This is a genomic window from Paracoccus sp. NBH48 (assembly GCF_015390265.1).
Taxonomy (GTDB): domain Bacteria; phylum Pseudomonadota; class Alphaproteobacteria; order Rhodobacterales; family Rhodobacteraceae; genus Paracoccus; species Paracoccus marcusii.
Genome location: NZ_VUOJ01000006.1, coordinates 66562 through 92311, shown reverse-complemented (window position 1 = coordinate 92311; position 25750 = coordinate 66562). Strand labels below are relative to the sequence as shown.

At 68.5% G+C, this 25750-nt stretch carries 18 protein-coding genes and 12 pseudogenes; 15 read left to right on the top strand and 15 right to left on the bottom strand.

The features are described 5' to 3' along the window. The 8 genes and pseudogenes from ureC to F1642_RS12495 form a co-directional block, all read right to left on the bottom strand. Positions 1-333, bottom strand: a pseudogene (gene ureC, locus F1642_RS12525) (urease subunit alpha); the annotation flags it as partial. After that, positions 330-637, bottom strand: a pseudogene (locus F1642_RS12520) (urease subunit beta). The pseudogenes ureC and F1642_RS12520, both read right to left, overlap by 4 nt. Before the next feature lie 12 nt (positions 638-649). Further along, positions 650-988: a HupE/UreJ family protein gene (locus F1642_RS15975; protein ID WP_255522435.1), complete on the bottom strand. Its 339-nt coding sequence runs from the start codon at positions 986-988 to the stop codon at positions 650-652. Positions 989-1106: 118 nt separating this feature from the next. Beyond that, positions 1107-1166, bottom strand: a pseudogene (locus F1642_RS15970) (hypothetical protein); the annotation flags it as partial. A gap of 54 nt (positions 1167-1220) precedes the next feature. Further along, positions 1221-1536 (bottom strand): annotated as a pseudogene (locus tag F1642_RS12510) (urease subunit gamma). A 2-nt stretch (positions 1537-1538) separates the two neighbouring features. Continuing rightward, positions 1539-2356 (bottom strand): annotated as a pseudogene (locus F1642_RS16565) (urease accessory protein UreD). Positions 2357-2481: 125 nt separating this feature from the next. After that, positions 2482-3246 (bottom strand): GNAT family N-acetyltransferase, encoded by a 765-nt coding sequence (locus F1642_RS12500; RefSeq protein WP_046000337.1) that lies wholly within the window; start codon positions 3244-3246, stop codon positions 2482-2484. 118 nt (positions 3247-3364) lie between these two features. Beyond that, entirely contained in the window at positions 3365-4237 is an 873-nt protein-coding gene (locus F1642_RS12495; RefSeq protein WP_255522433.1) for an AI-2E family transporter, read from the bottom strand. 361 nt (positions 4238-4598) lie between these two features. Between F1642_RS12495 and ndk the strand changes: the two are divergent. From ndk to F1642_RS12475, 4 genes and pseudogenes are all read left to right on the top strand, one after another. Then, a pseudogene (gene ndk, locus F1642_RS12490) lies at positions 4599-5022 on the top strand (nucleoside-diphosphate kinase). Between the two features lie 110 nt (positions 5023-5132). After that, positions 5133-6061 (top strand): annotated as a pseudogene (gene fabD, locus F1642_RS12485) (ACP S-malonyltransferase). A gap of 63 nt (positions 6062-6124) precedes the next feature. Beyond that, positions 6125-6861, top strand: a pseudogene (fabG, locus tag F1642_RS12480) (3-oxoacyl-ACP reductase FabG). A 170-nt stretch (positions 6862-7031) separates the two neighbouring features. After that, positions 7032-7265 (top strand): acyl carrier protein, encoded by a 234-nt coding sequence (locus F1642_RS12475; RefSeq protein WP_042251881.1) that lies wholly within the window; start codon positions 7032-7034, stop codon positions 7263-7265. An 85-nt stretch (positions 7266-7350) separates the two neighbouring features. Here F1642_RS12475 and F1642_RS12470 read toward each other — a convergent pair whose 3' ends face one another. After that, on the bottom strand, positions 7351-8169 hold the full coding sequence (locus F1642_RS12470) for a sulfotransferase family protein (protein ID WP_194886373.1): 819 nt from the start codon (positions 8167-8169) through the stop codon (positions 7351-7353). Positions 8170-8334: 165 nt separating this feature from the next. Between F1642_RS12470 and F1642_RS12465 the strand changes: the two are divergent. Together F1642_RS12465 and F1642_RS12460 are read left to right on the top strand one after the other, a co-directional pair. Further along, positions 8335-9914: pseudogene (locus F1642_RS12465) on the top strand (DUF5928 domain-containing protein). A gap of 12 nt (positions 9915-9926) precedes the next feature. Further along, on the top strand, positions 9927-10301 hold the full coding sequence (locus tag F1642_RS12460) for an HIT domain-containing protein (protein ID WP_194886372.1): 375 nt from the start codon (positions 9927-9929) through the stop codon (positions 10299-10301). A 1-nt stretch (position 10302) separates the two neighbouring features. Here F1642_RS12460 and F1642_RS12455 read toward each other — a convergent pair. After that, positions 10303-11226 (bottom strand): annotated as a pseudogene (locus tag F1642_RS12455) (ABC transporter ATP-binding protein). Between the two features lie 90 nt (positions 11227-11316). On the opposite strand from F1642_RS12455, the gene F1642_RS12450 reads away from it, so the two are divergent. After that, positions 11317-11562, top strand: a complete 246-nt coding sequence (locus tag F1642_RS12450) for a zinc-finger domain-containing protein (protein ID WP_194886371.1) — start codon at positions 11317-11319, stop codon at positions 11560-11562. A gap of 55 nt (positions 11563-11617) precedes the next feature. Here F1642_RS12450 and F1642_RS12445 read toward each other — a convergent pair whose 3' ends face one another. After that, entirely contained in the window at positions 11618-11800 is a 183-nt protein-coding gene (locus tag F1642_RS12445) for a DUF2256 domain-containing protein (protein ID WP_046000041.1), read from the bottom strand. An 82-nt stretch (positions 11801-11882) separates the two neighbouring features. On the opposite strand from F1642_RS12445, the pseudogene polA reads away from it, so the two are divergent. The 5 genes and pseudogenes from polA (at position 11883) to queE (ending at position 17404) form a co-directional block, all read left to right on the top strand. Beyond that, positions 11883-14683 (top strand): annotated as a pseudogene (gene polA / locus F1642_RS12440) (DNA polymerase I). Between the two features lie 97 nt (positions 14684-14780). After that, on the top strand, positions 14781-15551 hold the full coding sequence (gene fnrL, locus F1642_RS12435; RefSeq protein WP_194886370.1) for a transcriptional regulator FnrL: 771 nt from the start codon (positions 14781-14783) through the stop codon (positions 15549-15551). A gap of 88 nt (positions 15552-15639) precedes the next feature. Beyond that, complete coding sequence (queC, locus tag F1642_RS12430; protein WP_194886369.1) at positions 15640-16347, top strand: 7-cyano-7-deazaguanine synthase QueC; 708 nt, start codon at positions 15640-15642, stop codon at positions 16345-16347. Continuing rightward, positions 16347-16700, top strand: coding sequence for a 6-carboxytetrahydropterin synthase QueD (queD, locus tag F1642_RS12425; RefSeq protein ID WP_194886368.1), 354 nt, complete (start codon positions 16347-16349; stop codon positions 16698-16700). The genes queC and queD overlap by 1 nt, the downstream gene beginning before the upstream one ends. Continuing rightward, positions 16697-17404 carry a 7-carboxy-7-deazaguanine synthase QueE gene (gene queE, locus F1642_RS12420; protein ID WP_046000046.1) on the top strand — a complete coding sequence of 236 codons (708 nt, stop codon included), beginning with the start codon at positions 16697-16699 and terminating at the stop codon, positions 17402-17404. Before queD ends, queE begins: the two co-directional genes overlap by 4 nt. 79 nt (positions 17405-17483) lie before the next feature. On the opposite strand, the pseudogene F1642_RS12415 reads toward queE, so the two are convergent. Together F1642_RS12415 and miaB are read right to left on the bottom strand one after the other, a co-directional pair. Next, a pseudogene (locus F1642_RS12415) lies at positions 17484-18324 on the bottom strand (universal stress protein). A gap of 404 nt (positions 18325-18728) precedes the next feature. Next, positions 18729-20042, bottom strand: a complete 1314-nt coding sequence (gene miaB / locus F1642_RS12410; RefSeq protein WP_194886367.1) for a tRNA (N6-isopentenyl adenosine(37)-C2)-methylthiotransferase MiaB — start codon at positions 20040-20042, stop codon at positions 18729-18731. Between the two features lie 64 nt (positions 20043-20106). On the opposite strand from miaB, the gene F1642_RS12405 reads away from it, so the two are divergent. Beyond that, positions 20107-20427 carry a TfoX/Sxy family protein gene (locus F1642_RS12405; RefSeq protein ID WP_045981775.1) on the top strand — a complete coding sequence of 107 codons (321 nt, stop codon included), beginning with the start codon at positions 20107-20109 and terminating at the stop codon, positions 20425-20427. A 4-nt stretch (positions 20428-20431) separates the two neighbouring features. Here the strand turns inward: F1642_RS12405 and F1642_RS12400 are convergent, their stop codons facing one another. Next, positions 20432-21727 (bottom strand): alpha/beta fold hydrolase, encoded by a 1296-nt coding sequence (locus F1642_RS12400; RefSeq protein WP_194886366.1) that lies wholly within the window; start codon positions 21725-21727, stop codon positions 20432-20434. Between the two features lie 123 nt (positions 21728-21850). Here F1642_RS12400 and F1642_RS12395 point away from each other — a divergent pair, with 123 nt between their 5' ends. Both F1642_RS12395 and F1642_RS12390 read left to right on the top strand, forming a co-directional pair. After that, positions 21851-23212, top strand: a complete 1362-nt coding sequence (locus F1642_RS12395; RefSeq protein WP_045981777.1) for an aminotransferase — start codon at positions 21851-21853, stop codon at positions 23210-23212. A 36-nt stretch (positions 23213-23248) separates the two neighbouring features. Next, positions 23249-23473 carry a DUF2798 domain-containing protein gene (locus F1642_RS12390; RefSeq protein WP_046000050.1) on the top strand — a complete coding sequence of 75 codons (225 nt, stop codon included), beginning with the start codon at positions 23249-23251 and terminating at the stop codon, positions 23471-23473. Between the two features lie 107 nt (positions 23474-23580). Here F1642_RS12390 and F1642_RS12385 read toward each other — a convergent pair whose 3' ends face one another. Further along, positions 23581-25722, bottom strand: coding sequence for a ComEC/Rec2 family competence protein (locus F1642_RS12385; RefSeq protein ID WP_194886365.1), 2142 nt, complete (start codon positions 25720-25722; stop codon positions 23581-23583). Between the last annotated feature and the right edge of the window lie 28 nt (positions 25723-25750).

Sequence of the window (25750 nt, the reverse complement as noted above, 5' to 3'; positions counted from 1 at the left end):
AGGGTGACGCCGGCTGGGTGTCGGGGGTTGCCGGCCTTGCCCGATGCCCGCGATCACGCCGTCGCGGATGCCCACGTCGGCCTTGACGATGCCCTGATGGTCAAAGACCACGACGCCGGTGATGACCGTGTCCATCGCGCCGCCCGCGCGGGTGATCTGGCTTTGGCCCATGCCGTCGCGGACGACCTTGCCGCCGCCGAACTTGACCTCCTCTCCGGGGATGGTCAGGTCGCGTTCGACCTCGATGATGATCTCCGTGTCCGCCAACCGGATGCGGTCGCCTTTCGTGGGGCCGTAAAGCGCCGCGTAATCGGCGCGGGACAGGGTGGTCACAGCGTACCCCCGATCTGGCCGCGAAAGCCGTGCACGATGCGGTCGCCCGCATAGCCCACCAACGTGACCTGACGCGATTGGCCCGGCTCGAAACCGCACGGCGGGTGCCTGCGGGGATGGCCAGGCGCATGCCGCGCGCGGCGCTGCGGTCGAAGTCCAGCGCGGCGTTGGTTTCCGCGAAATGGTAATGGCTGCCGACCTGGATGGGCCGGTCGCCGGTATTGGCGATCATCAGCGTGATCGTCGCGCGTCCGTCGTTCAGCGCGATGGTGCCCTCGGCGGGAAAGACCTCTCCGGGAATCATGTCACGCCACCGTCAGCGCCAGGGCCCGCCAGCGCGGTGCCGCCGCCCAGAACGCGCAGCTCCAGCCCCCGCGACAGCAGGCGGCCAAAGGCGATGCCGCCCAGATGCAGCGCCATGGTCGCCAGAGCAAAGCCCCGCCGCATAGAGGGGCAGGCCGGTCGCCGGACCCTCGGCCCCATGCGCCCAGCCATGGGCCGCGCCGAAGACCGCGACCATCGGGACCAGCGCCGCCATCGGCAGGCGCGCGGCCATCGCGACCAGCACGCCCAGGATCACGACAGAGGCCAGGATCATCGGCTCGACCACTGGCAAGCCCATGCCGCCCGCGCCCATCGCGCCCCCGGCTAGCATCGCGCCCACGAAGGTCACAGGCAAGCGCCCAGACCGCCCGCCCGCCCAGCTGCGCCGCCAGAAGGCCAAGCGCCACCATCGCCAGCAGATGATCGGCCCCGCCGACCGGGTGGGCCAGGCCATGGATGAACTGTGCCCCCGAATCATGGGCATCGTGGACATGGCCGGGATGGGCCAGCGCGGCCGAGGGCAGCAGGGTGGCGGCAAGCGTCAGGCGTTTTCATCAGGGCGTTCATTCTGCGGCCTCGCGGATGGGGTGGTGGACGGTGACCAGCTTGGTCCCGTCGGGAAAGGTCGCCTCGACCTGGACGGATTCGATCATGGCGGGGATGCCGGGCATGCACTGATCGGCGGTGATCACATGGGGCGCCCGCCTGCATCAGGTCGGCGACGGATCGTCCGTCGCGCGCGCCTTCGACCACGTAATCGGTGATCAGCGCGATCGCCTCGGGGTGGTTCAGCTTGACGCCGCGCGACAGGCGGCCACGCGCCACCATGGCGGCCACCGAGACCAGCAGTTTCTCGCGTTCGCGGGGGGAAAGGTTCATCGTCAGACCTGCCAGATGCGGGGAAGGGGATCGGGGCGCAAGACGCGCAGCAGTCGGTTGATCTGCCGTCGCAGGGGCCAGCCATCGGTGGCCAGCAGGCGGATGACCAGGCGGCCGGGGGGGGCGCTGGCGGCGGCCGTCACGCCGGGCTCGTCCAGAACGGCGCGGGCGGCGGCCCAGCCGGTCGGGCGCGTCATCCGCGATCATCGCCAGCGTGGCCAGCGCCGGGGCACCCGCGGTCATGGCCGGGTTCGCCAGCCGCGCAAGCGCGTCACCGTCCAGCGACAGCGCATCGTGGTGGATCACGCGGCCCGCGCGGCGCACCACGCGGCGGTCGCGCAGATGCAGCCGCGTCGGGCGTTCGCCCCATGGCCAGGCGGCCCAGGACCAGCATCTCCAGCAGCAGGCAGCCCGCACCGGGGGCCAGATCGACGGTCGTGTCCCGCTCCAGCCGAGCGTCGTCATAGAGGATCGTCTCCTGCGGCAGCCAGTCCAGCCAGCCGCCCGCCCCGACCGTCACCGCGACCGAGGCCCGCGCAGGCGCGCCCGTCGCGCGATAGGCGCGTTCGGCGGTCTGGGTCGTGGCCAGGGCGCGCGTACCCGCCCGCAGGTCCACGCCAAAGGATAGCCCGTCGCCCGATGCCAACCCGCCCGCGGTGTTCAGGAACACGATCTCGGGCAGGCCGGCGGTCATGCGGGGCAGCATCGCCTTGGCCGACCCGCGCTGGGCCAGGTCGATCAGGCCGCGCGGCCCCATGGCCACATGCGCCGCCCCGTGGCTGCGCTGCATGCGGATGGATGGGGCACCGGTGTCGAACATGGGGGCAAGGGGCGCCGGACATCGGGCAAGGTCAATCACCGCCCCCGGCCATCCTGCACCCGCCAAGGGCAGATCACCCGTATGTGCCCACGGTTTGGGCAGCGTGCCCGTTTTCGGGGCGGATGTCAGGCGGGCTGCTGGGCCAGCGCGTGCAGCAGGCGGCGGCGGGCGGGAGGGATGGCACGGATCTCGACCCCGGTAAACACATGCATGGTCATCAGCGCCGGATCGACGACGGCATGGTCGCTGACCCAGCCCCCCATCGCCAGATAGCTGCGCAGCAAGGGCGGCATCGTCTCTGCCGCGCGGCGGGGGTCGGGCTGGCGCAGGCGCAGGGCGCGGGCAAAGCGGAACACGGTCGGCGCCTTGACGCGCGGCCACCAGCGGCGTGGCGCCAGGTGGCGGTCCTTGAGCATGGCAAAGGCCTCGGCATGGGTCTCGGGGTCGAGGCCGCTGAAGCTGGAACAGCCGAACAGCATCTCGACTCCGGTCTCCTCGATGAAACGGGTCAGCGCGCCCCAGGCCAGGCGGATCACGTCCGGGTCGTGGCAGTCGGGATGCAGGCAGAACCGCCCCATCTCGACCATCGGACCGTCGAACCGGCCAAGCGCAGCAAGGTCGTAGAACTGCGCCGAATAGCTGCGCGCGATCTGGGAGCCGTCGGCCAGTGGCAGAAATCGGAAGCTGCAGACCAGCCGGTCGTCCCGCAGGTCGTGGATCAGCATGTGGCGGCAGTCGTCGTCCAAGTGGTCCGCGTCCAGCGACTGTCCGTCGTCGGACCGGCCCGTGCGCGCGACGAAGGCCAGCCAGCGCAGCCGCTGTGATTCGCGCAGATCGCCCGGCGTTTCGGCCAGGCGGGCACGATAGCGGCCCTTGCAGAACGGTTGCATCGCGCGACCCCCGGTCAATGTCACGCGCAGCATAGTCCGATCATGTGTCGAAATCACGACCGGGCGTGCATCCGCGCACGCAAAGTTGCATGCCCTGCCGCGCGATGCGGCAGGGGGGTCAGTCCATGCGGTCGCCCAGCACGTCCTCGACATAGATGCGGCGGACAAGATGCATGACCACGATCAGCAGCGGCGTGGCCAGGATCACCGCGACCAGCCCGAACAGCGCACCGACCGCGACGATGGCCAGCACGGTCAGGGCCGGGGGCAGCTGGACCGCGTATTTCTGGATCATCGGCATCAGCACCTCGCCCTCGAAGACCTGGATGACGGTGAACAGCAGCGCGACGTAGATGGCCGTATCCAGCCCCTGCGGCGCCGCCACGACCACCGCGATCGCGCCCGAGAAGAACGGCCCGATGATCGGCACGATGTTGGTCAGGCCCGCGATCACCGCTAGGATGAAGGCCAGCGGCACGTCCAGCAGGTAAAGGCCGATCCCGGCCAGCACGGCGACGATGCCCATGTCCAGCGCCTGGCCCGCCATCCAGCGGCCCAGCTGTTCGCCCAGCTCGTCCATGATCTGCGCCGCCCGCGCGCGGCGGGGCAGGGGCACCAGGCGCAGGGCGCCGCCGCGATACAGGTCCGCCTCCATCGCGATGTAGAGCGACAGGATCAGCAGCAGGAAGGCCGAGGACAGGCTGCCCAAGACCGAATTCAGGCCGCCCAGGACCATGCCGAACACGTCGGGCAGGCGCTGTGCCAGCTGCATGGCATTGTCCTCTCCGGCGGCGGCCTCTCCGCGCTGGATCACCGTGTCGGCGACGGGCCATGATGACGCCCAGTCCTGGATGGCCTGCCACGAGCCGGGCAGGGCGTCGGCCAGCTGACTGAACTGGTCCCCGACGGACGGTCCGGCCAGCCGCACCAGCAGGGCCAGCACCGCCACCACCCCCAGCAGCACGACCAGCACGCCCAGCTTGACGTTCAGGCCCAGAAGCCGGTTCAGCCCCCCGTGCGCCGGCGCGCAGCGCGATGGCGATCAGGATCGCCGCAAAGGACATCAGCAGCAGGTTCGACCAGAACCAGGCCGCCGCCAGCAGCACGGCCAGCGCCAGCGTGGCCACGATGGTGCCGGTGGTCAGGGATCGCCGGGCCGTCGGCGGGGCGGGCGCGGGGGCCGGGGAAAGCTGCGTCATGGGGTCTCCTGCAGGGTGCACCGGGACAAGGCGCCGATGCGGCCGGGGGTTCCGCCCTGCGCGCGCGCCTTGCCGGGGGCGGACAAGCCTGCTAACCGGGCGCGGATTTCCTTTCATGCGGGCCCGGCCCGCGCATCAGACAAGGTGAAGACCATGGCCATCGAACGCACCCTCTCGATCATCAAGCCCGACGCGACCCGCCGCAACCTGACCGGCAAGATCGCCGCCAAGTTCGAGGAGGCCGGCCTGCGCATCGTCGCGTCCAAGCGCATCCACCTGTCGCCCGCCCAGGCCGGCAAGTTCTACGAGGTCCACAAGGACCGTCCCTTCTATGGCGAGCTGGTCGAGTTCATGGGCATCCGAGCCGGTCGTCGTGCAGGTCCTGGAAGGCGAGAACGCCATTGCCAAGAACCGCGAAGTGATGGGCGCCACCAACCCGGCCAACGCCGACGAGGGCACCATCCGCAAGGAATTCGCGCTGTCCATGGGCGAGAACTCGGTCCACGGTTCGGACGCCGCCGACACCGCCAAGGAAGAGATCGCGTTCTTCTTCTCGGGCCTGGAACTGGTCGGCTGATTGGGTCCACCGACCCTGACGTTTGAAAAGGGGCCCCCGGTGGCCCCTTTTTCTTTGCGCCGCCAACGGCTATGCCCATCTGCAACGCAATGATCACAGGGGGGACCGCCATGCGGGCATTCGTGTTTCCGGGGCAAGGCGCCCAGACCATCGGCATGGGCCGCGAACTGGCCGAGGCCTATCCGGCGGCGCGCGCCGTCTTCGACGAGGTGGACGAGGCCCTGGGCGAGAGCCTGTCCGCACTGATCTGGGAGGGGGACGCCGACACGCTGACCCTGACGCAGAACGCGCAGCCCGCCCTGATGGCCACGTCGATCGCGGCCTTTCGCGCGATGGAGGCCGAGGGCCTGAGCATCGCGAATGCCGATTTCGTCGCGGGCCATTCACTGGGCGAATATTCGGCGCTGTGCGCGGCCGGGTCGCTGACGCTGGCCGACACCGCGCATCTGCTGCGCCTGCGCGGTCAGGCCATGCAGGAGGCCGTGCCGGTGGGCGTCGGCGCGATGGCCCGCGATCCTGGGCCTGGACTTCGAGACCGTCGACCGCATCTGCCGCGAGATCGGGGGCGACGAGGTCGTGCAGGCCGCCAATGACAACGACCCTGCGCAGGTCGTGATCTCGGGGCACAAGGGGGCGGTCGAGGCCGCGGCCGAAGCGATGAAGGCCGCGGGCGCCAAGCGGGCGCTGATGCTGCCGGTGTCGGCGCCGTTCCATTCGGTGCTGATGCAGCCCGCCGCGGCGGTCATGGCCGATGCGCTGGCGGGCGTGGACATCCAGCCCCCCGCCGTGCCGTTGATCGCCAACGTGCGCGCCGAGGCCGTGACCGAGCCCGGCGCCATCCGTCGCCTGCTGGTCGAGCAGGTGACCGGGACCGTGCGCTGGCGCGAGTCGATCGCGACGATGGCCGAGGGCGGCGTCACCGAGTTCTGGGAGATCGGCGCGGGCAAGGCCCTGTCGGGAATGATCAAGCGGATCGCCAAGGAACGTGACGGTGCGCAACGTGGGCACTCCTGCCGATGTGGCGGCGCTGAAGGGCTGACCGGCGGACCGGGGCGCCGCCCCGGACCCCGGGGGTATTTGGACAAAGAAGAAGAGGCTTGGGATGTTCGATCTGACGGGAAAGACCGCGCTGGTGACGGGCGCGTCGGGCGGGATCGGCGGCGCGATCGCCGAGGCGCTGCATGGGGCGGGGGCCACGGTGGCGCTGTCCGGGACGCGCGAGGCGCCGCTGCGCGCGCTGGCCGACAGGCTGGGCGAGCGGGCGCATGTCGTGACCGCGAACCTGGGCGATGCGGAATCGGTCCTGGCGCTGCCGAAGGCGGCGGCCGAGGCGATGGGGTCGATCGACATCCTGGTCAACAATGCCGGCATCACCCGCGACAACCTGTTCATGCGCATGTCGGATGACGAATGGGCGCAGGTGCTGGACGTGAACCTGACCAGCACCTTCAAGCTGTCGCGCGCGGTGCTGCGCGGCATGATGAAGGCGCGGTGGGGGCGGATCGTCAACATCACCTCGGTCGTGGGGGCCACGGGCAATCCGGGCAGGGCAACTATGCCGCCGCCAAGGCGGGCGTGGTCGGCATGTCGAAATCGCTGGCCTACGAGGTCGCCAGCCGCGGGATCACGGTGAACTGCGTGGCGCCCGGCTTTATCGAGACGCCGATGACCGACAAGCTGACCGACGACCAGAAGGGCAAGATCCTGACGCAGATCCCCGCCGGCCGCATGGGCAGCGCCGAGGAGATCGCCGCCGCGGTCCTGTACCTGTCCAGCCCCGAGGCCAGCTATGTCACCGGGGCCACGCTGCACGTCAACGGCGGCATGGCGATGGTCTGACCCGGCGTCCGCGGCCGGGATTGCGCGCACGAAACCGTGCGAAATCGGTTGCATGAGGGTTCATGGGTGCTATATCCCCGCCTTTAGCAGCAGGGGAACCGCCCTGTGCTGAACCGGACCGCGTGTCCGTGCAAAACTTGGGCGGATGCCCGCGAGAATGAGGATATGACATGAGCGATATCGCTGATCGCGTGAAGAAGATCGTGGTCGAGCATCTGGGTGTCGACGAGGACAAGGTGGTCGAATCCGCTTCGTTCATCGACGACCTGGGTGCCGACAGCCTCGACACCGTCGAGCTGGTCATGGCGTTCGAGGAAGAGTTCGGGATCGAGATCCCCGACGATGCCGCTGAAACCATCCAGACCGTCGGCGACGCGGTGACCTTCATCAAGGGCGCGGTCTGATCCACGCTTTTGGCCGCGCCCTGGTGCGGCAGGATTTGCGGCGCCCCCGAAAGGGAGGCGCCGTTTTTCATGGCCGGGTGGCGGATCAGCGGCCCAGCTTGGCGTGCACCTCGTCCAGGTCGACCTCGCCCAGGGGCATCTTGTTGTCCGGATCGTCGAAGTCGTAGCGGAACAGCCGGAAGTCGTCCTTGTAGATCTCCCAGATCAGGTGCCGCGACAGGTCGTCGAAGTAGTCGCTGACCTTATGCGCGCGCTTGGGGCCATGGCCTTCGGATTCGTTGAACCGGGGCACCTGGTCCAGGTCGATCGCGACCTTGGTGTCGGCGGCGGCCAGCACCTTTGCCATGCCCTCGTTGAACGCCTCGGTGAAGAAGATCTGGTCGTAGCGCCCGCCGTTCACGATGAAGGTCGAGATGTGGCCCGACATGGCAGACCAGTGGATGTCGGGCTCCATCGGCTTGCGGAACCGGACGGTGTCGCGCGCGAACAGCAGAAAGCGGCGGAAACTGGCGATCTGGTCGAATTCGAAGCCGTTGTCGGGGCTGCCCACGTCGATGCCGTAACGTTGCACCAGCTGCGGGACCAGGTTGCCGCGATAGCGGCGGCCGTTGCGCTGGATGCCCGCGATCTTGTCGAAGAACGACGACAGCAGCCGGGCATAGGGGTTGCGCACGCAGGTGAAGGTCACGCCCGAACGCGCCCGGACCGCGCGTTCGATCGGATCGTGGCTGTGGTCCTGGGCCCATTTGTGCAGCCCGTCGGTCGAATCGTGGATGTCCCCGTCGAAGAAGCAGCCATGGTCGGAGTGGAACATGATCTGGCCGATCGTCGAGCAGGCGCATTTCGGCACCACCCGATAGATCAGGCTTTCGCTTTCCGTCATCCAGACACCGGGGAAACCCATCGTGACATCCACTTCGCTTGCGATCAACGGGTCAGAGGCCCTGGCGTCGGGCCGTCCTGCTTGTCCCACCGACAAAAAGGTTACACATTCAAACCAAAACCCGCAGACATATTCAACGCCTTACGTCAAACTGCACCTATTTGGCCCCGGGGGACCGTCCAGCGCATGGCACGCATCGCCTTCATCCTGCTGATGCACAAGGACCCGCAGGGTGTGATCGATCAGGCGCGGCGCCTGACGGCGACGGGGGATTACGTGTCGATCCATTTCGACAAGCGTGCCCCGCGGGCGATGTTCCAGCAGATCCGCGATGCGCTGGACGACCATCCCCGCGTGACCTTTGCGGCACGTCGGCGCAGATGCGGATGGGGGGAATGGTCGCTGGTCGCCGCCACCCTGGAGGCTCTGCGCGCGGCCGAGACGGCGTTTCCCCAGGGCCACGCATTTCTACATGCTGTCGGGCGACTGCATGCCGATCAAGTCGGCGGAATTCGCGTACAATTATCTGGACGCCGAAGATTGCGACTACATCGAAAGCTTTGACTTCTTCAACAGCGACTGGATCAAGACCGGCCTGCGCAAGGAGCGGCTGATCTATCGCCACTGGTTCAACGAACGCAGCCACAAGGCGCTGTTCTATGCCAGCCTGCAGCTGCAGCAGCGGCTTGGGCTGACGCGGCGGGTGCCCGACGACCTGCAGGTGATGATCGGGTCGCAATGGTGGTGCCTGCGCCGCCAGACGGTCGAGGCGATCCTGGACCTGATCCGCGCGCGCCCGGAAATCGTGCGCTTCTTCAGCACCACCTGGATCCCGGACGAGACGTTCTTTCAGACCCTGGTGGCCCATGTCGTGCCGCGCCAGCAGATCCGCACCCGCACGCTGACCTTCCTGATCTTCAGCGATTACGGGATGCCGATCAATTTCCACAACGACCATTACGACTTGCTGCTGCGCCAGGATTACCTGTTCGCCCGCAAGATCAGCCCCGAGGCGCAGGAGCTGCGCGCCCGGCTTGGCGCGCTGTGGCAGGCCACGTGGCAGGACTTCACCATCTCGGCCGAGGGGCGGCGGCTGTTCAGCTTTCTGACCGGCCGTGGGCGCATCGGGCGCCGCTTTGCCCCGCGGTTCTGGGAGACGGACGGCAGTCTGGGGCGCCGAACGCGTGGTCCAGATCGTGGTGGCCAAGAAATGGCATGTCGCCAAGCGGCTGACTGCGGCCATCCGCACCGCCACGGACATTCCTGCGGTCGATTACGTGTTCAACGAACAGGACGCGCACCTGCCGGACATGGGCGGCGTGGCGTCGACCGTGGACAAGCGCGAACGTCACCGCCGCGCGCTGGTCAAGCTGATGTTCGAGCAGTTCGGCAGCGACCGGCTGGTGTTCTGCGTCGATCCGTCGGCGGTCAGCCTGATCGCCGATTTCGACGCCGACCGGGCGCAGACGCGGGTGCTGTTCGTGGACAGCCGGTTCGACGACGATTACGTCCGCGGCCATATGGGCAGGGTCGGCCTGGTCAGCCCGGACGCCCCGTCCGACATCGTCCACCGCCTGCTGCCCATCGTGCGCAACGACCTGCAGCACGAGGCGGACCGTCTCAGGGAGGCGGGGTTCCGCCATCTGGCGACCATTTCGGAATCCGCGGGGCCCGATCGCAACGCCGCGGCGCTGGCCGCGTTCCTTGGGGTGGCCGAGCCGCAGGCCCGCGCCCTGGCGGAGACGCCGCATCTTTTTGCCGACTGAAGGAAGACATTCATGGCCTATGACGACAGCAACATCTTTGCCCGCATCCTGCGCGGAGAGATCCCCAACGACACCGTGGCCGAGAATGATCACGCCCTGGCGTTCCGCGACATCGCGCCCAAGGCACCCAGCCATGTCCTGGTGATCCCCAAGGGGCGCTATGTCGCCTTCGACGATTTCGCGGCCAACGCGTCCGAGGCCGAGATCGCGGGCTTCATGCGGCTGTGCGCCCAGGTCTGCGCGCTGGAGGGGGTGGGCCTGGATCAGGGCAACGGGTTCCGCGCCATCACCAATGCAGGCCATGACGGCGTCCAGGAGGTGCCCCATTTCCACCTGCACATCATGGGCGGGTCGATCATGGGGCCGATGATCGGGGCGCGCGGCTGAGCTAGTCGCGGGTCAGTTCGACGAAGACGTCCTCCAGGTCGGGCTGTTCGGCGGCGACGTCCAGGATGGGTACGCCCGCGGCGCGCACCGCGTCCAGGATCTGGTCGGCGCGCAGCCGCGACGGGGGATAGGTGATCGCCAGCCGCCCGTCGGGCCGCGTCTCGGGGCGCGCGCCCGCGGGCAGGGGCGGGTGCGGGACCGCGCCGCCCGTGTCCAGCACCAGCGTCTTGCCGTCAGTGCGCGACAGCAGGTCCTGGGTCGATTGGCGGACCACCACCTGGCCGTGGTTGATGATGGCGATCTCGTCGCACATCTGTTCGGCCTCCTCCAGGTAATGGGTGGTCAGGATGATGGTCATGCCCTGTTCGTTCAGGCGGCGGACATTCTTCCACAGCATCTCGCGCAGGGTGATGTCGACGCCCGCGGTGGGTTCGTCCAGGACCAGGATGTGCGGGCGATGGACCAGCGCCTTGGCAAGCAGCAGCCGCCGCTTCATGCCGCCCGACAGGTTCCTGGCATAGGCGTTGGCCTGGTCGGTCAGGCCCACCAGGGCCAGCAGTTCATCGGTCCAGCGTTCGGATTTCGGCACGCCGTAAAGGCCCGCCTGGACCTCCAGGCTGGCGCGGGGGGAAAAGAACGGGTCCATGTTCAGTTCTTGGGGCATGACCCGATGGCGGCGCGCGACTGGCGCGGGTTCACGTCCTGGTCAAAACCCCCAGATGGAAACCTTTCCGGCGGTCTTGTTCACCAGCCCCGCCAGGATGTTGATCATCGTCGACTTGCCCGCGCCGTTGGGGCCCAGAAGGCCGAAGATGCTGCCGGCGCGGATGGTCAGGTCGACGCCCTTGAGCGCGTCCTTGGCCGGGGCGTTGCCTTGGGCGGCATAGGTCTTGCGAAGACCGGTGATCTGGATGGCGTCGGGCATGGGGTGATCCTTGCAGAGCTTGCGAAGGCAGGCGGCGCTGCGCTAATGGGGTTAGACCAGATGATGCACGCCGCCACAAGAAGGCCAGCCATGACGCAGCACGTGACGCCCGAGACCCCCCTGTCGACCGAAACCGGGCCAGAGGCCACGACCCGCCCCGCCCCCGTGACCGAGGTGGTGACCCGCTGGCGCGTCAGCTGCGACGGCGATGATGCGGCGGGCCTGGGCCATCCGCGCGTCTGGCTGGCGATCAGCCCGGACATGGGGTTTGTCGATTGCGGTTATTGCGACAAGCGCTTCGTGATCGACCGCGATCACGCCCACGGCGACCACTGACCCGCTGAGGATCGTCCCGACCCGCGTCGGTTTGCCGCCCCCATCGAGGGGGTCGTCAAACCGAGGCGGCCTTGCCGCCCGGCGCCTCTCCGCGGGCGTTGCCCTTGCCCCGGCAGCGGTCCGAGCAGTAGCGGACATTGTCCCAATCGCGTTCCCATTTCTTGCGCCACGCGAAGGGCAGGCCGCAGGCCGCGCAGATCTTGGTCGGCAGGTCGGATTTGCGGCGCATCTTGGGCATGACGGTTTCCTGGGGGCATCGCGCTGGAAGATCGGTCCCGGTCGTGGCACAAGGCGGCCCTGACCAGCAAGGATAGGTGATCATGGGCGAGCGTTTCGGCAAGGGCTGTCATCTGCATCTGATCGACGGATCGGCCTTCATCTTCCGCGCCTATCACGCGCTGCCGCCGCTGACGCGCAAGTCGGACGGGCTGCCGGTGGGCGCGGTCGCGGGGTTCTGCAACATGCTGTGGCGCTATGTGCAGACCGATGACGGGCATACCGCGCCGACCCACGCGGCGGTGATCTTCGATCATTCCTCCAAGACCTTCCGCAACGAGATCTATCCCGCCTACAAGGCGCAGCGCCCCGAACCGCCCGAGGATCTGCACCCGCAATTCCCGCTGACCCGCGACGCGACCCGCGCCTTCAACATCGCCTGCATCGAGACCGAGGGCTATGAGGCCGACGACATCATTGCGGCCATGGCCTGCGCGGCGCGCAATGCCGGCGGCACGGCCACGATCATCAGCAGCGACAAGGACCTGATGCAGCTGATCGGCGATGGCGTCGACATGCTGGACCCGATCAAGAACAAGCTGATCGGCCCCGACGAGGTCTTCGAGAAGTTCGGCGTCGGTCCCGACCGCGTCGTGGACGTGCAGGCGCTGGCGGGCGACGCGGTCGACAACGTGCCGGGCGCGCCGGGCATCGGTATCAAGACCGCGGGCCCTGCTGATCCAGGAATACGGCGATCTGGAGACGCTGCTGTCGCGCGCCGAGGAGATCAAGCAGCCCAAGCGCCGCCAGACCCTGATCGAGCATGCAGACCAGATCCGCATCAGCAAGCGCCTGGTGCAGCTGGATTGCGATACGCCGCTGGACGTGACGCTGGAGTCCCTTGAGGTGAAGGCCCCCGATGCCGACCGCCTGCTGGCCTTCCTGTCCGAGATGGAGTTCCGCACGCTGACGAACCGCGTGGCGGAATCCCTGGGCGCCGAGGCCCCGGCCATGCAGGCCGCCCCCGCCAGCGAGGCGCCCGCGGCCCCCGACCAGCCCGCCATCGACATGGGCCTCTATGAGACGGTGACCGCGCCTGAGGCGCTGGAGACCTGGATCGCCGCGATCCGCGAGGCGGGGCAGGTCGCCATCGACACGGAAACCACGAGCCTGGACGAGATGCAGGCCGATCTGGCCGGCATCAGCCTGGCGGTCGCGCCGGGGCGGGCGTGTTACATCCCCCTGGGCCATGTCGCGGGGGGCGACGATCTGTTTCGGCCAGTCCGCGCGGGTGGCGGGGCAGCTGGACCCGGCCGCCGTCCTGGCCGCGCTGAAGCCGGTGCTGGAGGATGCCGCGATCCTGAAGATCGGGCAGAACCTAAAATACGACTGGAAGATGCTGGCCCGCCACGGGGTCCAGATGGCCCCGATCGCCGACACGATGCTGATGTCCTATGCGCTGAACGCGGGCACGCACAATCACGGCATGGACGAGCTGGCCGAACGCTATCTTGGCCACAAGTGCATTCCAATCAAGGAGCTGATCGGTTCAGGCAAGAGCCAGATCCATTTCGGCCAGGTCGCCATCGACAAGGCCGCGCCCTATGCGGCCGAGGATGCCGACGTGACGCTGCGCCTGTTCCAGCATTTCGCGCCGATGCTGCCGGTGGAGAAGGTCTCGACCGTCTATCACACGCTGGAACGCCCGATGATTCCGGTCCTGGCCCAGATGGAGATGGCGGGCGTCCGCATCGACACCGATGTGCTGAAGCGCATGTCGAACGCATTCGCGCAGAAGATGGCCGGGCTGGAGGATGAGATCCACGGGCTGGCGGGGCAGAGCTTCAACATCGGCAGCCCCAAGCAGCTGGGCGAGATCCTGTTCGACAAGATGGGACTGAGCGGCGGCAAACAGGGCAAGACCGGGGCGTTTTCCACCAGCGCCGACGTGCTGGAGGATCTGGCCGCCGAAGGCCACGACCTGCCCGCGCGGGTGCTGGACTGGCGTCAGATCAGCAAGCTGAAATCGACCTATACCGACGCGCTGCCCACCTATGTGAATGCCGAGACGGGGCGGGTCCATACCAGCTATTCGATCACCGGCGCGCAGACGGGGCGGCTGTCCTCGACAGAGCCGAACCTGCAGAACATCCCGATCCGCACCGAGGAGGGCCGCCGCATCCGTCAGGCCTTCATCGCGCCCGAGGGGTTCAGGCTGGTGGCCCTGGACTATAGCCAGATCGAGCTGCGGATCCTGGCGCATGTGGCCGACATCCCGGCGCTGAAGCAGGCCTTCCGCGAGGGGATCGACATTCACGCCATGACCGCCAGCCAGATGTTCAGCGTTCCCGTCGAGGGGATGGACCCGATGATCCGCAGGCGGGCCAAGGCGATCAATTTCGGCGTGATCTATGGCATCTCGGGGTTCGGGCTGTCCCGGAACCTGCGCATCCCGCGGGCCGAGGCGCAGAGCTTCATCGACACCTATTTCGAACGCTTCCCCGAGATCCGCGCCTATATGGACAAGACGGTCGCGGACGCGAAGCAGGACGGTTACGTCACCACGCTGTTCGGGCGGCGCATCAACACGCCGGGCATCAATACCTCGGGGCCTGCCGCCGGGGGCGCGCGTCGCGCGGCGATCAACGCGCCCATCCAAGGGGCTGCGGCCGACATCATCCGCCGCGCGATGATCCGCATGCCGGACGCCATCGCCGACCTGCCCGCGCGGATGCTGCTGCAGGTGCATGACGAACTGGTCTTCGAGGTGCGCGAGGATGCGGTGGACGACCTGATCGCCCGCGCCCGGACCATCATGGAGGCCGCGCCCGAACCGTCGGTGCGCCTGTCGGTGCCCCTGGTCGTGGATGCGGGGCAGGGAATGAACTGGGCCGAGGCGCACTGACCCCAAGCGTCGCTTCGGCCGGCGCTTGGTGGCAGACGAACGATTCGGTTCGCCTGTCGTTGCGCCGCGCATCCCATGGGCCTATCCTGGGATCACCATGCGCCCCCCCGTTCCGAGCCAGGTTCAACCCTCAAGCCCCCTGCAAGGCGGTGCGCGCTGCGGCGACTGCCCCATCCGCTATCGCGCCGTCTGTGCGCAATGCGAGGGCGACGAGCTGGCCCTGCTGGAACGGATGAAGTTTTATCGCAGCTTCGAGGCCGGCCAGCCGATCGTCTGGGAGGGCGACCGGATGGATTTCGTGGCCTCGGTCGTCAGCGGGGTGGCGACGCTGACCCGGACGCTGGAGGACGGGCGTGCCCAGATGGTGGGCCTGCTGCTGCCCAGCGATTTCCTGGGCCGGCCGGGGCGCGACACGGCCGCCTACAACGCCACCGCCGCGACGGGGGTGGTGCTGTGCTGTTTCCGGCGCGGGCCGTTCGACCAGTTGATGCAGCGCATCCCGCATCTGGCACACCGCCTGCTTGAGATGACCCTGGACGAGCTGGACGCGGCGCGCGAATGGATGCTGCTTCTGGGCCGCAAGACGGCACGTGAGAAGATCGCCTCGTTCATCGCCATCATCGCGCGGCGGCAGGCGGCCTCGCAGAAGCGCCGCCCGGCGGGCCGCATCGTGCTGGAGCTGCCTTTGACGCGCGAGGCGATGGCCGCCTATCTGGGCCTGACAATCGAGACGGTCAGCCGCCAGATGACCGCCCTGCGCCGCGACGGCATCATCGAGATCGTGGGCAAGCGTGGCGTCACCCTGACCGATTACGCCCGGCTGATCGCCGAATCGGGCGGGACGGGCGACGACGGGGCGACCGCCTGAGGGCAATGCTTTTCATCGTGTGCTCGCTCTGCTAAGCGGCAGCTTCCCGGTCGCAGCCTACCCGGGTCACAAAAACAAGGGTTCAAACATGCATACTGCACTTGTCTGCTCGGGCGGGCTGGATTCCGTCTCGCTTGCCCATGTCCTTGCGTCCCAAGGGCGCCTGTCGCGCATCGTCAGCTTTGATTACGGCCAGCGCCATCGCAAGGAGCTGGATTTTGCCCGCGCCTGCGCCCTGCGGCTGGGCGTGCCGTTCCACTTGGTCGACCTGTCGGGCCTGGGCGCGGCGCTGTCGGGATCGGCGCTGACCGACGATCTGGCCGTGCCCGACGGCCATTACGCCGAAGAGACGATGCGCGTGACGGTGGTTCCCAATCGCAACGCGATCATGCTGACCGTGGCCTTCGGCATCGCTGCGGCCAATGGCGATTCGGCGGTGGCGGCCGCGGTCCACGGGGGCGATCACTTCATCTATCCCGATTGCCGGCCCGGTTTCACGGACGCCTTCGCTGCCATGCAGCGTGCGGCGCTGGAGGGGTATGCCGATGTCGCGCTGGACGTGCCCTTCGTTCACCGCACCAAGGCCGACATCGTGACCGCGGGCGCGGCCGCGGGCACGCCCTTTGCGCAGACCTGGTCCTGCTACAAGGGCGGGGCGCGCCATTGCGGACGCTGCGGCACCTGCGTGGAGCGGCGCGAGGCGTTCCACTTGGCGCGCGTGGCCGATCCGACCGAATACGACGATGCCGATTTCTGGCAGGCGGCGGTGGCCGCCCATGCCGTGGGGGGTGCGTGATGTTCCGCATCAGCAAGGAGTTCCATTTCAGCGCGTCGCACCGCCTGGACCATCTGGCGCCCGATCATCAATGCGCGCGGCTGCACGGGCACAACTATATCGTCGTGGTCGAATTGGCGGCGCCGGATCTGAATGCCGACGGCTTCGTGCGCGATTATCACGAACTGGCGGCGCTGAAGGCCTATGTCGACGGGACGTTCGACCACCGGCACCTGAACGACGTGCTGGACGTGCCCTCGACCGCCGAGAACCTGGCGCGGCATTTCTTTGACTGGTGCCGGGCACTCTGGCCCGAGACTAGCGCCGTCAAGGTCAGCGAGACGCCCAAGACCTGGGCCGAGTACCGGCCATGAAACCCCTGCGCATCGCGGAAATCTTTGGCCCCACCATCCAGGGAGAGGGCGCCCTGATCGGACAGCCCACGGTCTTCGTCCGGGCAGGGGGGTGCGATTACCGCTGTTCGTGGTGTGATTCGATGCATGCGGTGGACAGCGCCTTTCGCGACAGCTGGGCGGCGATGCAGACCGCCGAGGTCTGGGCGCAGGTGCGCGCGCTGTCGGGCGGGCGGCCGCTGACGGTATCCATTTCCGGCGGCAATCCGGCGATCCAGGATTTTGGGCCGCTGATCGCGACGGGCCGGGCCGAGGGCTACGGCTTCGCGCTGGAGACGCAGGGATCGGTGGCGCGCGACTGGTTCGCGGACCTGACGCTGCTGGTGCTGAGCCCCAAGCCGCCCTCCAGCGGCGAGACGCCCGACCCGGCGGCCTTCGAGGCCTGTCTGGCGGCGGCGCAGGGCACGCGGACGGTGCTGAAGATCGTCGTCTTCGACGATGCCGATTATGTCTGGGCGCGCGATTGGGCGGGGCGGTATCCGGACTTGGATTTGGTCCTGCAGCCGGGGAACCCGGAGGTGGACCCGGACGTGCCCGTCGCGGCGCAGGATGTCGCGGACCGGCTGCTGTGGCTGGTCGACAAGGTGATGGCGGACGGCTGGTTCCGGCCCCGTCTGCTGCCGCAGCTGCATGTCCTGTTGTGGGGCAACCGGCGCGGCGTCTGAGTTGCGTCCCGCGACGACGGGGGGACTGGCCGTCCCCCCGCACCCCCCTGCGCGCATCCCCGCAAGGCGGCGTACGTCTTCAACGCGCCAGGAAGACCGGCACACGCGCCTGTTCCAGCATGTTGCGCGTCGCACCGCCCAGGATCGCCTCGCGCAGGCGGGAATGGCCATAGGCGCCCATCACCACCATGTCGGCATCGACCTCTATCGCGCGGCGGTTGATCTCGTCGCTGATGCGGGGGGGCGGTGCGGGCCAGCACCGCGATCTGGGCGTGGACGCCGTGCCGCGTCAGCATCTGCGTCAGCGCCCCCCCCGGATCGGAGCGTTCCGGCCCGCTGCTGCGCGGATCGATGCAGGTCACCTCGACCATCTCGGCGGCGCGCAGCAGGGGCAGGGCGCGGCGGATGGCGGCTAGAGCCTCGGCCGACTGGTTCCAGGCGACCAGGATGCGGCGCGGCGCGGCAACCGGCTCGCAGCCCTGCGGCAGGACCAGGACGGGGCAGGCCCCCTCGAACAGCGCGGCCTCGGTGATCAGTTCGGCGTCGCCGGGCTGGCCCTTGGCATAGGGGCTGGCCAGGATCGCCAAGTCCGAGAACCGCGCCCGCAGGCCGACCAGCGATGCGATGCCCAGCGACTGGGTCACCGCGGCCTCGCAGGACCAGCGCAGGTCATGGGAGGCGGCCATGCGGTCGCGCACCTTGCGGTCCAGCGCATTGGCATCGGTCAGCGCGCTGTCGATCGCCTCCTGCCATCCATAGGACGTGCCGCCGGGAAAGAAGTACCCGGCCTGGCTGTGGTCGATGCCCAGGCAGAGGATGTCCAGATGCGCGTCATGCGCCGCGGCAAGCGCCGCGGCATCGTCCAGCTGCGGCACCTGGGACGGGTGGCTGAGGACTGTCAGGATCGTCTTGTAGGCCATGATCGCCTCCTGTTGCGAATAAGCCATCGTAGCGGTGCGGAGCGGGCGGCGCCTTGATCCTGATCAAACCCCGCGCGATGCGGAGCAGCAGAGGGACGCCGTCAATCGTGCCGCGGGGATCCATCAGGGCGCTTGTCACGGCCGCGCGTTGGCCCTAGCAGCGCGCCGGCCCTGGTCACGGGCGGTGCGGGGCGCAGCGCTGGCAGCGATGGAGGAGCGATGCAGGAGTGCCGCGTCATCACGGATCCTGCCGTTCCGACAACTGTGGCGGCATGGGCACAGCCCTGCCGCCTGGTTCATGACCTTGGTCCGGGGCCGTTCCGCATGGCGCATGTGGCGGGAGGCTGGTCCGGACCCGGCGGATGACCCGGTCACAGACCCGAACGGGCCGCCCCGCCGCCGGGCTATGCGACCAGTTCGCCGTGCAGTGAGTTGCGCTGGCTGCCGATGATGCGCACGGGGCGCAGGTCACCGACCTGGGCGCGGTCGGTGTCGACGAAGACGGAATGCAGATAGTCGGACTTGCCGATCATCTGGCCCGCCTCGCGGCCCGCCTTCTCGAACAGCACGTTGACGGTGCGACCGATCATGCCGTCCTGGACCGCATGCTGCTGACGGGTCAGCAGGGCCTGCAACTCCTGCAGGCGGGCGTCGGCCACGGTGGCGTCGACCTCGGGGCGGTCATAGGCGGGGGTGCCCGGACGCGGCGAATACTTGAAGCTGTAGGCCATGCCGAAGCCCACCTGTTCGATCAGGCGCAGGGTGTCGGCGTGATCCTGGTCCGTCTCTCCGGGAAAGCCGACGATGAAGTCGCTGGTCAGCAGGATGTCGGGACGCGCCGCGCGGATGCGGTCGATCAGGCGCAGGTACTGGTCCGCGGTGTGCTTGCGGTTCATCGCCTTGAGGATGCGGTCGCTGCCCGACTGCACGGGCAGGTGCAGATAGGGCATCAGCTGGGGCACGTCGCGATGCGCCTCGATCAGGTCATCGGCCATGTCGTTGGGATGGCTGGTGGTATAGCGGATCCGCAGCAGCCCGTCGATCTCGCCCAGGGCGCGGATCAGGGCGCCGAAACCGCCCGGGCCCCCATGCCAGCCGTTGACGTTCTGGCCCAGCAGGGTGATCTCGCGCACCCCGCGTCCGACCAGGTCGCGGGCCTCGGCCAGGATGCGTTCGGCGGGGCGGCTGACCTCGGCGCCGCGGGTATAGGGCACCACGCAGAAGGCGCAGAACTTGTCGCAGCCCTCCTGCACGGTCAGGAAGGCCGCGGGCGCGCGCCGCGTCGCGCGGGGGGCGGGCAGGTGGTCGAACTTGTCTTCCTCGGGGAAATCGGTGTCGATGGCGGGCGCCTCGCCGCGCACCATGGCGGGCAGGCGGTGATAGGTCTGCGGCCCGACGACCAGATCGACCAGCGGCATCCGGCGGATGATCTCGGCCCCCTCGGCCTGGGCCACGCAGCCCGCGACACCGACCTTCAGGTCGGGGCGCGCGGCCTTCAGCGGCTTCAGCCGGCCCAGGTCGCTGTACAGCTTTTCGGCCGCCTTCTCGCGGATGTGGCAGGTGTTCAGCAGGACCATGTCGGCGTCCGACTGATCCTCGGTCAGGACATAGCCCTCGGCGCCCATGGCCTCGGCCATGCGCTGGCTGTCATAGACGTTCATCTGGCACCCGTAGGTCTTGATGAACAGTTTCTTCGCGGCCGGGTTATGGGCGGTCATGTCATGCCTGTTCCTGAAGGTCGCGCAGCGATACAGGAAATGCAGGCTTTTGGAAAGGCACGGGATGGAGAGCGACCTGACCACCATCCGCAACATCGGCCCCGCCACCGCGCAGGCGCTGATCGCGGCCGGCGTGCCGGACGCGGCGGCGCTGCGGGCGATGGGGGCGGACGCGGCCTATCGCGCCCTGATGGACGCTGGAGAGCGTCCGCATTTCATCGGATATTACGTGCTGCACATGGCGCTGCAGGGGCGGCCCTGGAACGACTGCAAGGGCGCCGAAAAGGCCGCCCTGCGCGCGCGCTTCGACGCGCTGGTGGCCGAGCGTCGCCCGATGACGGCGCTGGAGGCGGCGCTGGACCAGATCGGCCTGCGCCGCCCCTGACGGCCTACTGACCGGCGTTCTTGGTTTCGAACATCAGCCCCTTGGCGCTGCGCTCGGGAAAGCCCGGCCAATAGCTGTGGGTCGCATCGGGTGTGCCCGCGTCATCGACCGTCCAGACCCCGTCCTCGGCATCGGGCACCAGGTCCAGGAAGGCGCCGCGATCCTCTCCCTTCAGGTGCTGGTCCAGGAAGGCCGTGGTGAAATGCTGCAGGACGTTGTTCATCCGCACGCTGTCCCAGACCGGATCGGCATAATGGTCGAAGGGCGCGCGGCCCAGGGATTCCGAGAAGGCCCAGGCCTCGACCGGGGCGGGGATCGGGGCGGCGGCGTTGTGGTTGGCATGATCGAAGGTCAGAAGGTGCCGTGTCGCCGCGGTCGTCTGGTCGAAGATCTGCCGGATCGCGTCATAGATCGACACGTCGTCATCGCTGCCCGCGACCAGCAGCAGCGGCTTGGTCATGCCGGCCAGCCCGTCCGCGTCCCAGAACTCGTGCTGGCGGCCCCAGGGGGCAATGGCCACGATGGCCTTAACGCGCGGATCGACCAGGGCGGCGTGATCCTCGCTGCCCGCGGCCAGCCGGGACAGCAGCTTCTGCGGCGGGATGAAGCGTTCGGGCTCGGTCCGGTCGATGGCGGTCTGCGACAGGCCCGCGCCGCCAAAGATCATCGCGCCATATCCGCCCATGGAATAACCCACGACGGCCGCCGTGTCGGCATCGGTGATCGCGCCGATCTCGTCCTCAAGCCCGGCCATGCTGTCCAGCAGGAACCGCTGGTCCACCGCCCGGTTCACCAGGGTCGAGGCAAACGCCCCCATGTCGTCGTACGTGCTGTCGGGATGGTCTGCGGCGACCACGACGTATCCTTTGGAGGCCAGGTTCTCGGCCAGGTGGCTCATCAGATAGCGGTTGCCGGGATAGCCGTGCGACAGGATGACCAGCGGGAACGACCCCTCGGCCGGTGCCGCGTCGCGGGCGGCGCTGCCGGTCAGGGAGGTGGGCGTGACCCCGTCGCGCAGGATCGTGTCATAGGTGATGCCGGGTTCGGTGCCGTCGGCGGCGGGATACCAGATCTCTGCCTGCAGGGTGCGTTCCGCGGTGGGGGGCGTGCCCGTGGCGGTGGTCGCGATCACGTCGATGCGGTCCGGGTCGGTGAAGCTGGCGGCGCGCACGCCGACCGGATGCGGGCCGCGCGCGGCCAGTTCCGGCGCGTCGGGGCGGATCAGGTCGATGCGGTTTTCGGACAGGGCGGGGGCGGCGCAGGCCAGGGTGGCGGCAGCGGCCAGCATCAGGTGTCTCATGGGGGCTCCTCCGGCGGTTCGGGCGAACTGTGCCCCGGTTGCACGATCTGCACAAGCGTCCCCCATTGAACGCCGCCCGGCGCCCGGCTAGCCTGCCCCCAAGATCCGGCAAGGAGACCGACCATGACCACCCCGCAAAGCTGGGAAGCACGCGCCGACGAATACTCGCTGTACGGCTTCACCGACCTGCCAAGCGTCCACAAGCGCGGCGCCGTCGTCCTGACCCATGGCGAGGGCCCCTATGTCGTCGACGTGAACGGCAACCGCTATCTGGACGCCAATTCGGGCCTGTGGAACATGGTCGCAGGCTTTGACCACAAGGGCCTGGCCCAGGCCGCCAAGGATCAGTACGACCGCTTTCCGGGCTATCACGCCTTCTTCGGGCGGATGTCCGACCAGACCGTGATGCTGTCGGAGAAGCTGGTCGAGGTTTCGCCGTTTTCGCGTGGCAAGGTGTTCTACACGAACTCCGGCTCCGAGGCGAACGACACCATGGTCAAGATGCTGTGGTTCATGCATGCCAGCGAGGGCAATCCGCAAAAGCGCAAGATCCTGACGCGCTGGAACGCCTATCACGGCGTGACTGCCGTATCGGCCAGCATGACGGGCAAGCCCTATAACGAGGTGTTCGGCCTGCCTCTGCCGGGCTTCATCCATCTGACCTGCCCGCATTACTGGCGGTTCGGAGAGGAGGGAGAGACCGAGGCGGCGTTCACGCAGCGCCTGGCGCGCGAGCTGGACGAGACGATCCAGCGCGAGGGCGCGGACACCATCGCGGGCTTTTTCGCGGAACCCGTGCAGGGTGCGGGTGGGGTTATTCCGCCGTCCGAGGGGTATTTCCAGGCAATCCTGCCGGTGCTGAAAAAGCACGGCATCCCGATGATCGCGGACGAGGTGATCACCGGGTTCGGACGGACGGGCAACACCTGGGGGTCTGTGACCTATGATTTCGTCCCCGACGCGATCATCAGCTCCAAGAACCTGACGGCGGGGCTGTTCCCGATGGGCGCGGTGATCCTGGGGCCGGAACTGACCGACCGCCTGCAGGCCGCCATCGACAAGATCGAGGAGTTCCCGCACGGCTTCACCGCGTCGGGCCACCCGGTCGGCTGCGCGATCGCGTTGAAGGCCATCGACGTGGTGATGAACGAGGGGCTGGCGCAGAACGTCATCGACTTGGCCCCGCGCTTCGAGGACGGGCTGCGGCAGCTGGCGCAGAACCCGAACATCGGCGAATATCGCGGCGTGGGCTTCATGTGGGCGCTGGAGGCGGTGCGCGACAAGGCGACCAAGACGCCCTTCGAGGGGCATCTGTCGGTCAGCGAGCGGATTGCCAACACCTGCACCGACATGGGCCTGATCTGTCGCCCCCTGGGGCAGTCGATCGTGCTGTGCCCGCCCTTCATCCTGACGCCAGCGCAGATGGACGAGATGTTCGAGAAGCTGGACAAGGCCTTGGGCAAGGTCTTTGCCGAGCTGGCCTGAGCGAGGGGCGGGGATGCGTTTCGGAACGATTGCCGGATGATACCCGCGCGGTATGCTCCGATCCTGTTCGGCTTCTTCCTGTCGGGGCTGATGTCGTCGCTGGTGTCGGGGATCGCCACGGTCCGGGCGGTGGGTCTGTCCGACGGGGTCGCGGGGCTGTGGCTGGGGAACTGGCTGTCCAGCTGGGCGGTGGCCTTTCCGGCGGTGCTGGTGGTGGCCCCGGTGACGCGGCATCTGGTCGCGCGACTGACGCGGGCCTGACGACGACCCTGTCGGCGGTTGCGCATGGCGCGGGGGTCGCCTGCGGGTCGTAAGAACCTGTCCGGACGACCGTGCGCGGCGATCGCGCCCCGGGCCGCGGGCCCGTGCTATCGCAACAGCCGCATCGGTTGACCCGTGGTAACCTGCGGTCCATCCGCGGTCATGCGGATCGCGACGGCTCCGCTGCGGCGGAGGCGTGTCGGGTCCAGCAGCAGGCAGCGCGGCTTGCCGTCGATGTCGACGGGTTCGGTCGCGACCACGATGCGGTCGGGACGACAGGCGGCGGCGGCGCGGGTCCCCGACCCCTTTCCGGTCAGGTGCCAGACCTGCCAGCCGCCGAACAGCGCCGCCTGCCGGTCGCGGCGGTCGCCGGTCCAGGCCGGGCGGGCGGCGGCGGCTTCCTGGTCGGCCATGTCGCCGTCCTCCTGCAGCCAGGTCGAGACGACGAAGGCGCCGCCCGAGGGTTTCGAGATGGCGCGGCCCTCGGGGGTCATCAGGCCCACGGCCTCGCCCTCCGGCGCGATCAGCAGCAAAGGGCGGCGGGCAGTCATCCACAGCGCGGCGGCGGCGATCAGCAGCGTCATCGCCAGCACGAAGCCTGCCTGCGTCAGCACCCCACGCCGCGCCGCGGGGCGCCAGCAGAGGATGCCCAGCACCGCGCCAAAGCCCATCAGCGGCACCACGGCGGCGGGCGGCTTGGCCACACCGGTCACCGCCCCGCCCAGATCGGCCACGAATCGCGCAACCCACAGCATCCATTCCGTGCCGATGCCCATGACCCACAGGGCCGGCGCCTCCAGCCCGACCAGGGCCAGGAGGGCGCCGATGACGCCCGCGGGCATCACCAGCGTGCCCATGACCGGCACCGCCAGCAGGTTCGCCAGCAGACCGTATTGCGCCATCCGGTTGAAATGCGCCGCGGCAATGGGCGATGTCGCCACGGCGGCGATCAGCGACGACACGATCAGCATCGCCACCGGGCGCAGCCACCATGGCAGGCGCGGGGACACCCGCGCCCAGGGGCCATAGACCAGGATCAGGGCCACGGTGGCGGCAAAGCTCATCTGGAAGCCGGCGCTGACGACGGCCTCGGGCGAATAGATCAGCACGATGGTCGCGGCCAAGGCGACCGTGCGCAGGGAAATCGCCCGCCTATCGGCGATGATCGCGCCCAGCATGACGGCGACCATGATGAACGACCGTTCGGTCGCGACCCCGCCGCCGGACAGCCACAGATAGGCCGCCGCCGCCGCCAGCGCGATGCCGGCCGCCCATTTGTGCATCGGTCGCGCCAAGCCGATCCCCGCGCCCTGCACCCCCACCAGGACCATGCGCACCGCGCCATAGACGAAGGCCGCCAGCATTCCCATGTGCAGCCCCGAGATCGAGATGATGTGGTAGAGGTTCGAGGCACGCATCACCTCGTTCGTCCCCTCGGCGATGCCGGAGCGGTCGCCGGTCATCAGGGCCGAGGCCACCGCGCCGGCCTGTCCGCCGATGCGGTCCTGGATCGCGGCGCTGATCGACATGCGCGCCCGGTGTGCCCACCATACGCCCCCCTGCGGCGGCGCCACGGCCATGATCGGCGTGCGTGAATAGCCGACGGCGCCCAAGCCGTCGAACCATGCGAACATCCGGAAATCGAAGCTGCCCGGAGACGACGGCGCCGGGGGCGGGCCCAGATGCCCGGTCAGCATTACCCGTTGGCCCAGCGGCGGCAATGCGTCGTCGCCCATCAGCGACAGGCGCACCCGCGCGGGCGTGCGGTCGGGCGACAGGTCATGCAGCACGACTCCGTCCAGCGTCAGGCGCATCCGGTCGCGCCCAGACCGGTCGATCTGGATCACCCGCCCCTCGACCGGGCCGTAATAGCGCCATTCCAAGACCGGGGCAGCGACATGGGCGGCGCGGAACGCGACCAGGCCGGTGCCGGCGATCACGAAGGACAGCGCCAGCGCGGCCAGATGGACGGCATCGGCCTGCGGCCAGCCGATCCGGCCTTGGTCGGCCCAGAGGGGTGCGTGGCGGGCGATGGTCAGCGACAACGCCAGCAGGCAGGCCATCACCGTCCAATGGGCCGCGCCGAACAGCGTCGGATGCAGGAACCACAGCCCGATCCCGGCCGACAGGCAGACCGGCACCCAAGGAAATAGTCCCGCGCGCAGCGCCGCGGCGGGGCGCGGGGCTGCCACGGGGTGGGATGCGGTCTGGGGCAGGGGGGGCGCGACCGCACCCGATTGGGGCAACATCCTTGTCCTTTCGCGACCCGGTGACTAT